The sequence below is a fragment of the Streptomyces atriruber genome (genome assembly GCF_001418325.1).
GTDB classification, from domain to species: domain Bacteria; phylum Actinomycetota; class Actinomycetes; order Streptomycetales; family Streptomycetaceae; genus Streptomyces; species Streptomyces atriruber.
On the sequence record NZ_LIPN01000272.1, the window covers coordinates 1 to 13,149 of the forward strand.

10 protein-coding genes are annotated in these 13,149 nt (G+C 71.2%); 8 read left to right on the forward strand and 2 right to left on the reverse strand.

Features of this window, described 5'->3' with window-relative positions; translation table 11 throughout:
* The first annotated feature begins 37 nt into the window (after positions 1 to 37).
* From AOK03_RS26525 to cseC, 5 genes are all read left to right on the forward strand, one after another.
* Complete coding sequence (locus AOK03_RS26525; RefSeq protein ID WP_063792582.1) at positions 38 to 901, forward strand: HhH-GPD family protein; 864 nt, start codon at positions 38 to 40, stop codon at positions 899 to 901.
* Positions 902 to 1,149: 248 nt separating this feature from the next.
* Positions 1,150 to 1,689, forward strand: coding sequence for a SigE family RNA polymerase sigma factor (locus AOK03_RS26530; RefSeq protein ID WP_055567865.1), 540 nt, complete (start codon positions 1,150 to 1,152; stop codon positions 1,687 to 1,689).
* Between the two features lie 20 nt (positions 1,690 to 1,709).
* Positions 1,710 to 2,312 (forward strand): hypothetical protein, encoded by a 603-nt coding sequence (locus AOK03_RS26535; protein WP_341845827.1) that lies wholly within the window; start codon positions 1,710 to 1,712, stop codon positions 2,310 to 2,312.
* A gap of 93 nt (positions 2,313 to 2,405) precedes the next feature.
* Positions 2,406 to 3,119 (forward strand): two-component system response regulator CseB, encoded by a 714-nt coding sequence (gene cseB, locus AOK03_RS26540; RefSeq protein ID WP_055567866.1) that lies wholly within the window; start codon positions 2,406 to 2,408, stop codon positions 3,117 to 3,119.
* A gap of 68 nt (positions 3,120 to 3,187) precedes the next feature.
* A complete protein-coding gene (gene cseC / locus AOK03_RS26545) occupies positions 3,188 to 4,579 on the forward strand; it encodes a two-component system sensor histidine kinase CseC (protein WP_079074971.1) in 1,392 nt (463 codons plus the stop codon).
* A gap of 111 nt (positions 4,580 to 4,690) precedes the next feature.
* Here the strand turns inward: cseC and AOK03_RS26550 are convergent, their stop codons facing one another.
* The gene (locus tag AOK03_RS26550) at positions 4,691 to 6,322 is read right to left on the reverse strand and encodes an MDR family MFS transporter (protein WP_055567867.1); all 1,632 of its coding nucleotides are present in this window, start codon (positions 6,320 to 6,322) and stop codon (positions 4,691 to 4,693) included.
* A gap of 145 nt (positions 6,323 to 6,467) precedes the next feature.
* Here AOK03_RS26550 and AOK03_RS26555 point away from each other — a divergent pair, with 145 nt between their 5' ends.
* Positions 6,468 to 7,061, forward strand: a complete 594-nt coding sequence (locus tag AOK03_RS26555; RefSeq protein WP_055567868.1) for a TetR/AcrR family transcriptional regulator — start codon at positions 6,468 to 6,470, stop codon at positions 7,059 to 7,061.
* A 2-nt stretch (positions 7,062 to 7,063) separates the two neighbouring features.
* Here the strand turns inward: AOK03_RS26555 and AOK03_RS26560 are convergent, their stop codons facing one another.
* Positions 7,064 to 7,720 carry a M23 family metallopeptidase gene (locus AOK03_RS26560; RefSeq protein ID WP_055567873.1) on the reverse strand — a complete coding sequence of 219 codons (657 nt, stop codon included), beginning with the start codon at positions 7,718 to 7,720 and terminating at the stop codon, positions 7,064 to 7,066.
* A 512-nt stretch (positions 7,721 to 8,232) separates the two neighbouring features.
* On the opposite strand from AOK03_RS26560, the gene AOK03_RS26565 reads away from it, so the two are divergent.
* Both AOK03_RS26565 and AOK03_RS26570 read left to right on the forward strand, forming a co-directional pair.
* Complete coding sequence (locus AOK03_RS26565) at positions 8,233 to 11,370, forward strand: NACHT domain-containing protein (RefSeq protein ID WP_055567869.1); 3,138 nt, start codon at positions 8,233 to 8,235, stop codon at positions 11,368 to 11,370.
* A gap of 48 nt (positions 11,371 to 11,418) precedes the next feature.
* On the forward strand, positions 11,419 to 13,149 hold a 1,731-nt coding region (locus AOK03_RS26570), incomplete at its 3' end, for an NACHT domain-containing protein (protein ID WP_055567870.1).

Here is a 13,149-nt window from a genome sequence, read left to right on the forward strand (position 1 = left end):
CGTCCCCGGGGACGCCCCCGAGCCCGCAGGCGAGTCCCTGCACCGTCCCGTCATCGCGTGGTTCGACACGCATGCCCGTGATCTGCCGTGGCGTCATGAGGACGCCGGGCCGTGGGGCGTGATGGTCAGCGAGTTCATGCTCCAGCAGACGCCGGTCAGCCGCGTCCTGCCCGTGTACGAGCAGTGGCTGGCCCGCTGGCCCCGCCCCGCCGACCTCGCCAAGGAAGCCCCCGGTGAGGCCGTCCGCGCCTGGGGACGGCTCGGCTATCCGCGCCGCGCCCTGCGGCTGCACGGCGCCGCCGTCGCCATAACGGAGCGGCACGGCGGTGACGTACCGCGCCAGCACGCCCAGTTGCTCGCGCTGCCCGGCATCGGGGAGTACACGGCCGCCGCCGTGGCCTCGTTCGCGTACGGGCAGCGGCATGCCGTGCTCGACACGAACGTGCGCCGGGTCTTCGCGCGGGCCGTGACCGGCGTGCAGTACCCGCCGAACGCGACGACCGCCGCCGAGCGCAAGCTCGCCCGCGCCCTGCTGCCCGAGGACGAGGACACCGCGTCCCGTTGGGCGGCCGCCTCCATGGAGCTGGGCGCTCTGGTCTGCACGGCGAAGAGCGAGAACTGCACGCAGTGCCCGATCGCCGCGCAGTGCGCCTGGCGTGCGGCGGGGAAGCCCGCGCACGAGGGTCCGGCCCGCCGCGGGCAGACGTACGCGGGAACGGACCGGCAGGTGCGGGGCAAGCTGCTCGCGGTGCTCCGTGAGGCGGTGGCGCCCGTGCCGCAGGCCGCGCTCGACCGGGTGTGGGACGAGCCCGTGCAGCGGGCCCGCGCGCTGGACGGGCTGGTCGCGGACGGGCTCGTGGAGCCGCTGCCGGACGGTTTGTACCGGCTGCCCCTGACGTGACCGGCTTTACCCGTATCTGACCGGCTTTCCCTGGCCTGACCGCCTTCGACCCGATGGCGGGGGCCCTCGGGGCCCTGGTAAACGCAGGGATTTACTCGGGCCCTACTTCTGTTACACAACCTACGTACAGCCGTGCGTCCGCCGCTGGCTGCTCCGCACAACCTCGTGACAAGGCCTCCGTAGCTTCATACCTGTACCGCACAGCAAGGACCGCGGTCGGCAATGGGACGGAACGGAGGCGGTTTGATATGGCGCACGGCGAGGTGCTCGAGTTCGAAGAGTACGTCCGCACTCGGCAGGATGCTCTGCTGCGCAGTGCCCGGCGCCTGGTCCCGGACCCCGTCGACGCCCAGGACCTGCTGCAGACCGCGCTCGTGCGGACGTACGGCCGCTGGGACGGCATAGCCGACAAGCGGCTCGCGGACGCCTACCTGCGCCGCGTCATGATCAATACCCGTACGGAGTGGTGGCGGGCCCGCAAGCTCGAAGAGGTGCCCACCGAGCAGCTGCCCGACGCGAGCGTGGAAGACTCCACCGAGCAGCACGCGGACCGCGCGCTGCTGATGGACATCATGAAGGTGCTGGCACCCAAGCAGCGCAGCGTGGTCGTCCTGCGACACTGGGAGCAGATGTCCACGGAGGAGACGGCCGCCGCCCTCGGCATGTCGGCCGGAACGGTCAAGAGCACGCTGCACCGGGCGCTCGCCAGGCTCCGCCAGGAGCTGGAGAGCCGCGACCTGGACGCTCGCGCGCTCGAACGTGAGGAGCGGGAGAGTTGCGCGGCCTAGGCCCCCGGGCCAGACACGGCGTGAAGGCGGCGAGCGCGGCGGTGGCCACGTTCGCCGCTCTCGGCCTTTTGCTCTCCGCCTGTTCGACGGGCGGTTCCGGCGCGCGCGACGAGGGCCCGGCCCGCAGCGAGCCCGTGGGGTCCGCGGCGGCGTCCCCCTCGCCCTCCGCGTCCGTGCCGACGAAGAAGATCGACGCGGTGCGGCTCGTCAAGGAGGACCCGAAGGTCAGCCCGGCGATCAAGCGTGATCTGAAGCCGTGTGTGGGGAAGGCGTACCCGGTGGACGTGTCGTACGGGGACCTGACCGGCGGATCGGCTTCGGATGTCGTGGTGAACGTGCTGACGTGCGGCGATGCCGTGGGGATCGGCAGTTACGTCTATCGCGCCGAGGGCGATAAGTACGAGAATGTCTTCCAGGCCGAGGAGCCCGCCTCCGTCTACGCGGAGATCGACCGGGGCGCCCTGGTCGTGACGAAGCAGCTGTACGAGTCGGGTGACTCGGTGGCCTATCCCTCCGGCGAGGAAGTGATCACGTACCGCTGGTCGACGAACCGCTTCACGGAGTCGGGGCGCACCCGCAACGACTTCGGCAACGCGGTGGGCGCCGAGCCGACCGCGGACTGACCGGTCCCGCGGTCCACCCGCGGTCCACCCGCGGGTGGACAGACACTCCGACGCCCGAACGCCCGACGCACCGAGAAGGACTGAGAGCACCCGATGGCAGAGCAGACCCACGTCCTGTTCGTCGAGGACGACGACGTCATCCGTGAGGCCACCCAGCTCGCCCTGGAGCGCGACGGTTTCGCCGTGACCGCCATGCCGGACGGTCTCGCGGGCCTGGAGGCGTTCCGCGCGGACCGGCCGGACATCGCCCTGCTCGACGTGATGGTGCCGGGCCTGGACGGCGTCTCGCTGTGCCGTCGCATCCGCGACGAGTCGACCGTGCCGGTGATCATGCTGTCGGCCCGTGCGGACTCCATCGACGTCGTGCTCGGCCTGGAGGCGGGCGCCGACGACTACGTGACGAAGCCGTTCGACGGCGCCGTCCTGGTCGCCCGCATCCGCGCCGTCCTGCGCCGCTTCGGGCACGCCAGCGGTCCCGGCTCGGCCGGATCGGGCCACGAGGAGAGCGCCGCGGAGGACGGCGGGGTGCTGAACTTCGGCGACCTGGAGATCGACACGGTCGGCATGGAGGTCCGCAGGGGCAACGCTCCGGTGGCGCTGACGCCGACCGAGATGCGCCTGCTGCTCGAGTTCTCGTCCGCCCCCGGCACGGTCCTCTCCCGCGACAAGCTCCTGGAGCGGGTGTGGGACTACGGCTGGGGCGGCGACACCCGCGTCGTCGACGTCCATGTGCAGCGGCTGCGCACGAAGGTGGGGCAGGACCGCATCGAGACGGTCCGCGGCTTCGGTTACAAGCTGAAGGCGTGAGCCGGACTCGTGCCGAGAAGAGAACAGAGCGGACGCCGGGCGACCGGGGGATTCAGGGGACGACGCATATGAACGGGGGGCGCAGGGCAGTCGAGCGTGTCCGCGAGGTGTTCCGGTCCGGCGGGCGCCTCCGCACGGGCATGCACCTGCGCACGGGCGTGCGCTGGAAGATCGCCGCGGCGATCGCCCTGGTCGGGGCGCTGGTCGCGATCGCCCTGAGCCTGGTCGTGCACAACGCAGCGCGGGTCTCGATGCTCGACAACGCGCGCGACGTGCAGGACGAGCGCATCCAGATCGCGCTGCGTCTGTACTCCTCCGCGTCCCAGCGGCAGACGCGGCAGTTCGGCACGAAGGTCGACGACCCCGAGCTGCCGCAGGAGCTGCGGCAGAAGGTCCTCACCGGCCGCCGCGCCACCTATGTCGAGGAGAAGCCCGACGGCGTGCCCGACATCTGGGCCGCCGTGCCGCTCGCGGACGGACACGTCCTGTCTCTGCACTCCCGTTTCACCGACCGCAGCGCCACCGTCATGAAGGACCTCGACCAGGCTCTGGTCATCGGTTCGATCGCGGTCGTCTTCGGCGGCTGCGCGCTGGGCGTGCTGATCGGCGGGCAGCTGTCGCGGCGCCTGCGCAAGGCGGCGACGGCGGCCGGCGAGGTGGCCCAGGGCCAGACGGACGTGAGCGTCCGCGAGGCGATCGGTGGTGTCGTCAGGGACGAGACCGATGACGTGGCGAGCGCCGTGGACGCCATGGCCGACGCCCTCAAGCAGCGCCTGGAGGCCGAGCGCCGGGTGACCGCGGACATCGCGCACGAGCTGCGCACGCCAGTGACCGGGCTGCTCACGGCGGCCGAGCTGCTGCCGCCGGGCCGCCCGACCGAGCTGGTCAGGGACCGCGCGCAGGCGATGCGCACGCTCGTCGAGGACGTGCTCGAAGTGGCGCGCCTCGACTCCGCCGCCGAGCGTGCGGAGCTGCAGGACATCACCCTCGGCGAGTTCGTGTCCCGGCGGATGGCCGTTCTGAGCACGGACGTGACGGTGACGGTGGTGCACGAGTCGGAGGTCACCACCGACCCGCGCCGCCTGGAGCGCATCCTCGGCAATCTCGTCGCCAACGCGGCCAAGCACGGCAAGCCGCCCATCGAGGTCAGCGTCGAGGGCCGGGTGGTCCGGGTGCGCGACCACGGCCCCGGCTTCCCCGAGGCGCTCCTCGACGAGGGTCCGAGCCGCTTCCGCACGGGCAGCACCGACCGGGCGGGGCACGGACACGGCCTCGGTCTGACGATCGCGGCGGGCCAGGCGCGGGTGCTCGGCGCGCGGCTCACCTTCCGCAACGTACGCCCCGCGGGTGCGGCTCCCGATGAGCCCTCCGAGGGCGCGGTCGCCGTGCTGTGGCTGCCGGAGCACGCGCCCACGAACACGGGCAGCTATCCGGTGCTGAAGCTGCCGGACAACCTCTGACCCGTTCGTGAACGACGTCGGCGTAGGCGTAGACGCAGACGCAGACAGGAAACGGCCCCCGGCGCAGTGCGCGCCGGGGGCCGTTGTCCGCCGAGGGCGGGGCGGTGGAGATCAGACGGGTTCCGCCACCGTCTGCCCGGCCGCCCGCACGGAGTCCCCTTCCGCGTCCCCGGCAGGCTTGTCCGCGGGTCCCGAGCCGCGCAGCGGGACCTCCTTCACGAAGAAGGAGGCGAGCAGCGCCACGACGCTGATGCCGGCGCCGAGCAGGAAGGCCGAGTGCGTACCGGCCGACACCGCGTGCTGGTAGGCGTCCCGGATGGCCGCCGGGAGCTGCTTGAGGCTTTCGGCGTCCAGCTGCGCCGACGTCTCGGTGACCTTGCCGCCCATCGACCCGGCGCGCTCGGCCATCACGTCGTGGACGCGGTTGTTGAAGAGCGCGCCCATGATCGCGACGCCGAAGGAGGAGCCGAGCGTGCGGAAGAGCGTGGCCGAGGACGAGGCGACGCCCATGTCCTTCATCTCGACGCTGTTCTGCGCGACCAGCATGGTGATCTGCATCAGGAAGCCCATGCCGGCGCCGAGCACCGCCATGTACAGGCCAGAGGTGAGGCGCGAGGTGCCCGTGTCCATCTGCGAGAGCAGGTAGAAGCCGGTGACCATCAGGACGGTGCCGACGATCGGGAAGAGGCGGTACTTGCCGGTGGAGGTGGTGACGCGCCCCGCGACCATCGAGACGGCCATCATCGAGAGCAGCATCGGCAGGAGCAGCAGACCGGAGTTGGTCGCGGAGGCGCCCTGCACCGACTGCTGGAAGAGCGGCAGGAAGAGCATCGCGCCGAACATCACGAAGCCGGTGATGAAGCCGATCACGGCCATCAGCGAGAAGTTCAGGTTGCTGAAGATGTGCAGCGGCAGAATCGGTTCGGCGGCCTTCTTCTGTACGAAGAGGAAGCCGATGAGCGAGGCGACGCCGATGCCGATGAGCTCCATGATCACGGCCGAGTCCCAGGCGTACTCCGAACCGCCCCAGGTGGTGACCAGCACGAGCGCGCTGATGCCCACGGTGAGCAGGGCCGCGCCGAGGTAGTCGATGCGCCCCTGCGCCTTTTTCTTGGGCAGGTGCAGGACCGAGGTCACCATGGCGAGGGCGACGGCGCCCAGCGGCAGGTTGATGTAGAAGGCCCAGCGCCAGCCCAGGTGGTCGGTGATGGAGCCGCCGACCAGCGGGCCGCCGATCATCGCGACCGCCATGACGCCGGTCATCATGCCCATGTACTTGCCGCGGTCCCGCGGGGGCACCAGGTCACCGATGATCGCCATGACGCCGACCATCAGTCCGCCCGCGCCGAGGCCCTGGACGGCCCGGAAGCCGATGAGCTGTCCCATGTCCTGCGCCATGCCGCTCAGCGCGGACCCGACGAGGAAGATGACTATGGCGGTCAGGAAGGAGCCCTTGCGCCCGTACATGTCGCCGAGCTTGCCCCAGATGGGGGTGGAGGCAGCGGTCGCCAGGGTGTAGGCCGTCACGACCCACGACAGATGCTCCATGCCGCCGAGGTCGCCGACGATCGTCGGCATCGCGGGGCCCACGATCATGTTGTCGAGCATCGCGAGCAGCATCGTGATCATCAGGGCCATCAGCACGACACGCACGCTGCGCGGCTGCGGCTCGCCCTTCTGCATCTGCGCGGCCGCACCGGTCGCCCCGGTCGCCGCGACCGCCCCGGTCGTCTTCTCTGGCATGTTTCCCCACTCCCCGTACTCAGCCGGACACCCCGACACTTACTTGCCGCCCGGCTAGTTGATTACACTGAGGGAAGGTAGACCCCTAACTAGCCGGGCGTCAAGTAAGTTCATTCGAAGTTCAGTGGAGCCGAGGAGCACCCCGATGGGCACGGGCACAGGCACGAGCAAGCAGCAGCGCCGCGGGAACACGCGCCAACGGATCCAGGACGTGGCCCTCGAACTCTTCGCCGAGCAGGGGTACGAGAAGACGTCGCTGCGCGAGATCTCCGAGCGCCTGGAGGTCACGAAGGCGGCGCTCTACTACCACTTCAAGACCAAGGAAGACATCCTCACCAGCATCTTCGACGACCTCACCCGGCCCATCGACGAGCTGATCGCCTGGGGCCACGAGCAGCCGCGGCCGGTCTCGCTGGAGACCAAGCAGCTGACCCTCACCCGGTACAGCGAGATCCTCATCCACGCGGCGCCCCTCTTCCGCTTCATGCAGGAGAACCAGGCGACGATGCGCGACCTGAAGACGGGCGAGAGCTTCAAGGACCGCATGCTCGGGATCTACGAGATCCTCAAGGATCCGGACGCGCCGATGTCCGACCAGGTGCGCTGCTTCAGCGCACTGTTCACCATGCACGGCGGGATGTTCGTGCTCAAGGACGTCGAAGGCGACCCCGAGGAGAAGCGCAAGGCCATCCTGGAGGTCGCCATCGATCTGGTGACACGGGCGCACACGGGCGCCTGACGTCAGACCTTCACGCCCACCGAGGCGAGGAAGGCGACGGGGTCGACGGCCGTGCCGTAGTTCGGCGTCGTACGGATCTCGAAGTGCAGGTGCGGACCGCTGGAGTTGCCGGTGTTGCCGGAGAGGGCGATGCGCTGACCGGTGCCCACGGCCTGGCCCACCCGGACGTCGACCTGCGAGAGGTGCGCGTACTGGGAGAACGTGCCGTCGCTGTGCTTGATCACGACGGCATTGCCGTACGCGGGACCGTCACCGGCGCCGTTCGGGCCGGCCTTGACGACGGTGCCGCCGTGCACGGCCCCGACCGGGGTGCCGACCGGCACGGCGAAGTCCTGGCCGGAGTGCTTGTGGGACCACATGCTGCCGCCGAGGCCGAAGCTCGCGGAGAGCGTGTAGTTCTTGACCGGGTCGACCCAGGCCGCGGCCTTCGCGGCGGCGGCCTTCTTGACGTCCGCGGCCTTCTTGGCCTGGGCGGTGGCCTGTGCCTGGACGGAGTTCACGGCGACGCCGGGCAGCGCCCCACCGCTCTTGGCGTCCCCCGCGGCGACCGAGACCCCCGCGCCGAGGACCGCCGACGCTCCGACGCCCGCGGCGACGACGGCCGCCCGGGTGCGGAACAGCGACGGGCCGGGACGGTGGGACTTGGTGCGCTTCGACATGGGGATGTCCTCCGGGGTGGTGACGACTGCGATGACGACTGCGGCGACGCCTGACGCGACGACCGAGGGGGGCATGAACGGACCCGGCAGGCGGGGCGGGTGCGTCACCCGCCGACCGCGCTTCGCCGGGTCGGTCATCCCTTGGTAACCCCCACCCCGGCCACCACCCAAAACGCCCATCTACTACCCAAAGCCGTAGCGGGAGGCGGGGATTTAGTCCGCTTGACACCCCCAAATCCGGACAATTACCCCACAGTCCGGTAACGGAGTTTCCTCGCGTCGCACGGGTTTAGCCGCACGTCGGAGCCACCCCGGACCCGCACCCCCATCAGCGCGCCGCCCGCCGCGGCCGGACGCGCCCAAGGTCCCGGAGGTTGCGGGCCGAAGGTCCCGGCCGCTGATCCCGTCGCATCCACTATTCCGCCTAGTACCGGACGAAATGCCTGTGCGGCATGTCACCGGTCCCCGAGATCCACCCCGCGGTGAATGTGACCCCGACTACGCTCCCGCCCATGGATCCCGCGCTCTTGGGCACCCGCCTGGCGTCCAGTGCCGTCGCCCCCTTGGTCAAGAGGCTCTTCGTACGGGAGGGCCCCGGCGCGGGCCTGGTGGCCAAGCCGGTGCGGCTGTCCTCGCTGGTGTCGTTCAAGGGGGAGCAGCGCACGCTGGGCAGGCGGGACGTGCGGCGCCTCGCGGAGCGGCTGGTGGCGGCGTCCCTGGCCGCTCCCGGCGAGCGGACCTTCCCGCGGGACGAGGCCGTGGCCGTGGCCGACGCGCTCACCCGGGTACTGCTCTCGCTCGGGGACCTCGACATGGACGACGTCCAGGCCGTCCGGCTCGGCCACCGGGAGCTGGCCCGCGAACTCCTGCGCGGCGCGGCCGCCGCCGGACCGCACCCCGCCGCCGGGCTGTCCCGGGACGCCGCCCTCTACCTCGACTCGGTCACCGAGTGGGCGTGCCTGCACATCCTGCAGTTCTTCACGCAGCGCTCCACGTTCGTCGCGGCGACGCTGGTCGCGCAGAGCCGGGGCCAGGACGAGCTGATCGCGAAGGTCGACGAGCTGATCGCCCGCAGGCCGGTCGCCGGGGCGCAGGACCTCGCCTTCGAGCGGCGCTATCTCGCGTACGTCGCGAAGAAGCACGCCAAGCTGACGATCTTCGGCATCGATCTGGCGGGCTCCCCGGCGAAGTGGCCGCTGGACGCGGCGTACATGTCGCTGGAGGCGGTGGAGCCCGGACGCGTGACGACGGCGCGCTACATGTCGGGAGCGGAGTACCACGCGGAGGAGGTGGAGGTCGTCCAGCACACGCCCCCGCTCCCCGCGGACCAGGCCCTCGCCACCCACGACCGGGTCCTCCTCCGGGGCGAGGCGGGCTCCGGCAAGACCACGCTCGTGCAGTGGCTGGCGGTGAGCGCGACCCGCCGGGACGCGGCAGGACCGGACCCCGCCGCGGCGCACCTTCCCATGGCCTACCTGGACGACCGCGTCCCCTACGTACTCCCCCTGCGCACCCTCACCCGCCACGGCGAGCGGCTGCCCGCTCCCCCGGCCTTCCTCGCCGCGGTGGGCTGCCCGCTCGCGGGCAGCCAGCCCCAGGGGTGGGAGGCGCGCGTCCTGACGGCGGGCCGCGCCCTGGTCCTGATCGACGGCATCGACGAGATCCCGGACGCCGAGCGCGACCGGACCCGGACCTGGCTGAGCGACCTCATCGACGCGTTTCCCGGCAACCGCTGGCTGGTGACGTCACGCCCGTCGGCCGTACGCGAGGACTGGCTCACCGAGGAGGGCTTCACCGAGCTGACGCTCTCCCCGATGGGGAAGGCGGAGGTGGCGACGTTCATCGAGCGCTGGCACACCGCGGCGACCACCGGCGTCCCGGAGGAGGACGCCGCGCTCGCCGGGTACGAGGCGCAGCTCCTGGAGGCGGTGCGGTCGAAGCCGGATCTGGGCCGACTGGCCACCAATCCCCTCATGTGCGGCCTGATCTGTGCCCTCCACCGGGACCGGCGCGGCTTCCTGCCGATGGGCCGCAAGGACCTCTACACCGCGGCCCTCTCCATGCTCCTGGTCCGCCGTGACCGCGAACGCCACATGGCTGTACCGGAGTTGCGGGAGGAACCGCAGATCCAGCTCCTGCAGCGGCTCGCGTACTGGCTGATCCGCAACGGCCGTACGGTCATGGACCGTTCGCGGGCGGAGTCCATCATCGCGGACGCACTCCCGGCGGTTCCTGAACTGGCCCCGCTCGGCGACGCGGAGGCCGTCTACACCCACTTCCTGCACCGCAGCGGCCTCCTGCGCGAGCCGGGCCCGGACACGGTCGACTTCGTCCACCGCACCTTCCAGGACTTCCTGGGGGCGCGGGCGGCGGTCGAGGAGGGCGACTTCGGCGTACTCGCCCGGCACGCGGCAGACGATCAGTGGGAGGACGTCATCCGCATGGCCGTGGCACAGGCACGCCCACGCGAACGGGCGGAGATCCTGGGCGACCTGCTCACGCACGGGGACGGCCACCACGAGGAGTGGGCCCGCAAGCGGATCCATCTCCTCGCGGCGGCCTGCCTGGAACACGCGGCGGAGCTGGCGCCCGCCGTGCGCGAGGAGGTGGAGCGGCGGACCTCGGCGCTGATTCCGCCGCACGACGTGGCGGACGCGCAGGCGCTGGCGAAGGTCGGGGCGATGGTGCTCGACCTGCTGCCCGGGCCGGACGGCCTGAGCGACGACGAGGCCCTGCTGGTGGCCATCACCGCGACGCGTCTGGACTCGGATGCGGCGATGCCCTTCCTCGCCCGGTTCGCCCAGCATCAGAGTCTCGGGGTCCGCAGCCAGCTGATGTGGGGGTGGCACCGGTTCGACTGCCGGGCATACGCCGAACAGATCATCGCCCGGCTCGACGGCACCGACGACATCCACTTCACCCTCCACACCGACGAACAGGTCATCGAGCTCGAACGGCTCGGGCTGCGCCCGCGGAAGCTGGACATCAGGCCGGAGGTCACCCCCGACACCGCTTCCCGCTTCATAGCGGCCTGCGAGCCCACTTTCCTGCTGCTCAACAGGTTCCCTCCGACCCTGCTGACCGCGGAGGCGCTGAACGCCCTCGGCCACCTCGACGGGCTCAGCGTCGTCGGCGCCTACGAGCCGTGGAGCTTGGCGCAGTTCCCGGCCGAGGCCCCCTTGAGGTTCCTCGGCCTCGTGGACTCCCGAGGTTCCCTGGACGATCTGCGCCTCGTGACCCGGTGGCCGATGCTGGAGCGTGTGACCTTCGGCTCCGACGAGCCCCTGTCCGCGACGGACTGGGAGGTGTTCGCCGCCCTGCCCGGGCCCCTCGCCCTGCACCTGCCCGCGCGCGCCCTCACGCTCGCCCCGCCCGACCTGGCCCTGCCCTGCCTGGTCGACCTGCAGCTCCTCCCCGACGGGTCGTGGACAAGGGCCACTTTCTGCCTCGCCACGCTCGCGCCCGGTCTCAAGCGCCTGTTCCTGCAGAATCACCCCGAGCGCAGCCCCCACCGGCACGCCCTCATCGACGTCTCCGCCCTGGCCCACCACCCGAGCCTGACGGAGCTGACGGTCCCCGCTGTGGCCACCGGCCTGGACAGCCTCCCCGCCCACATCGACGTACACCTCTACGGCCCCACTACCTACTGACGCCGCCAACCTGCCGCGCGGCAAACGCCGTTGGCCTAACCTCGAACCATGGTCGACCCCGGAGCCCTCGGCGCCCGTCTCGCGTCCAGCGCGGTCGCGCCCCTCGTGAAGAAGCTCTTCGTGACGGACCGGCCGGGCGCCGCGCTGGTCACCAAACCGGTGCGGATCTCCGGGCTCGTGTCGTTCAAGGGCGAGAAGCGGGACGTCGCCCCGAAGGACGTCGAGAAGATCGCGGACGAGCTCGTCCGCAGGGCGCTGAAGGCGGCCGGACCCGGCGAGCTCCCCGTGGACGCCGCCGAGGCCACCGCCGTCAGGACCGCCCTCGCCCACTCCCTCGCCGCCCTCGGCACGCTCACCATCGAGGACTACGAAGCCGTGGCGCTCGGCCCCGAGGAGTTCGCGCGCACCCTCCGCTCGCGGTCGGCCGTGACCGTCGCGACCTTCGCGCTCAGCCGCGACGCCGAGCTGTTCCTCGACCGGCTGCTGCACACCGCGTCCCTGCACATCCTGAACTTCTTCACCCAGCGCTCCACCTACATCGCCCGGCAGCAGACCCGGCAGAGCCAGCAGCTCGCGCAGGTGGTGCGAGCCGTCGACGTCCTCCTCGAGCGGCTGCCGTCGCAGTCGGCCGAGGACGCCGCGTTCGAGGCGCGGTACGCGTCGTACATCACCGCGCGGCACGGCACCCTCACCATCTACGGCCTGGACGTCTACGCCGGGACCAGCGAGTGGCCGCTCGACACGGCCTACCTCAGCCTGGAGGCGACCAGGGACCGCGCCTGGGAGGGGGCGGCCCAGGTCGCCGCCGAGCAGGTCCTCGCCCAGCACGACCACGTGCTGCTGCGCGGCGTCGCCGGATCGGGCAAGACGACCCTGGTCCAGTGGCTCGCCGTGACGGCCGCCGACCTGACGTACCAGCACGGACTCACCCACCTCATGGGGCGCGTGCCGTTCGTGCTGCCGATGCGGCGGATCGTCCGTCCCGGCACCGAACTGCCCGTCCCCGAACAGTTCCTGACGTCCGTCGGCTGCCTCGTCACCGGGGAACAGCCCGCGGGCTGGGTGGAGCGCGTGCTGAGGGCCGGGCGCGGCGTGCTCCTCGTCGACGGCATCGACGAGATCTCCGAGGAGCGGCGCAAGGACGCCAAGCGGTGGCTGCGCGACCTGACGCGCACGTTCCCCGGCAACCTGTGGCTCGTCACGACCCGCCCCTCCGCCGTCCCGGAGAAGTGGCTGGACACCACCGACTTCGCCGAGCTCACGCTGTCGCCGATGGCCTACGACGACGTCGCGACGTTCGTGCGGCGCTGGCATCGCGCGGCGGGTGCGGACGAGGGCATCGGGACCGCGCTGCTGGAGTCGGTGCGGGGTGCGTCCGAGCTGAACCGGCTCGCCACCAACCCGCTGATGTGCGGAATGCTCTGTGCCCTCCACCGCGAGCGGCGCGGGTTCCTGCCGCAGGACAGGAAATCTCTGTACGAGGCCGCTCTGACGATGCTCCTGGAGCGCAGGGACGTCGAGCGGGACGTCAGGGCCACCCGGCTGCCGTTCGCCACACAGGTGCAGCTCCTGCAGAAGCTCGCCTGGTGGCTGATCCGCAACAGCCGCTCGGAGATGGACCGTTCGGATGCCGTGCACATCCTCGGAGAAGCCGCACCCGCGATGAATCTGGACGGCAGCGGCGAGGAGGTCTACGCCTGGCTGCTGCTGAGGGCGGGGCTGCTGCGGGAACCGGCGCACGGACGCGTGGACTTCCTGCACCGCACCTTCCAGGACTAC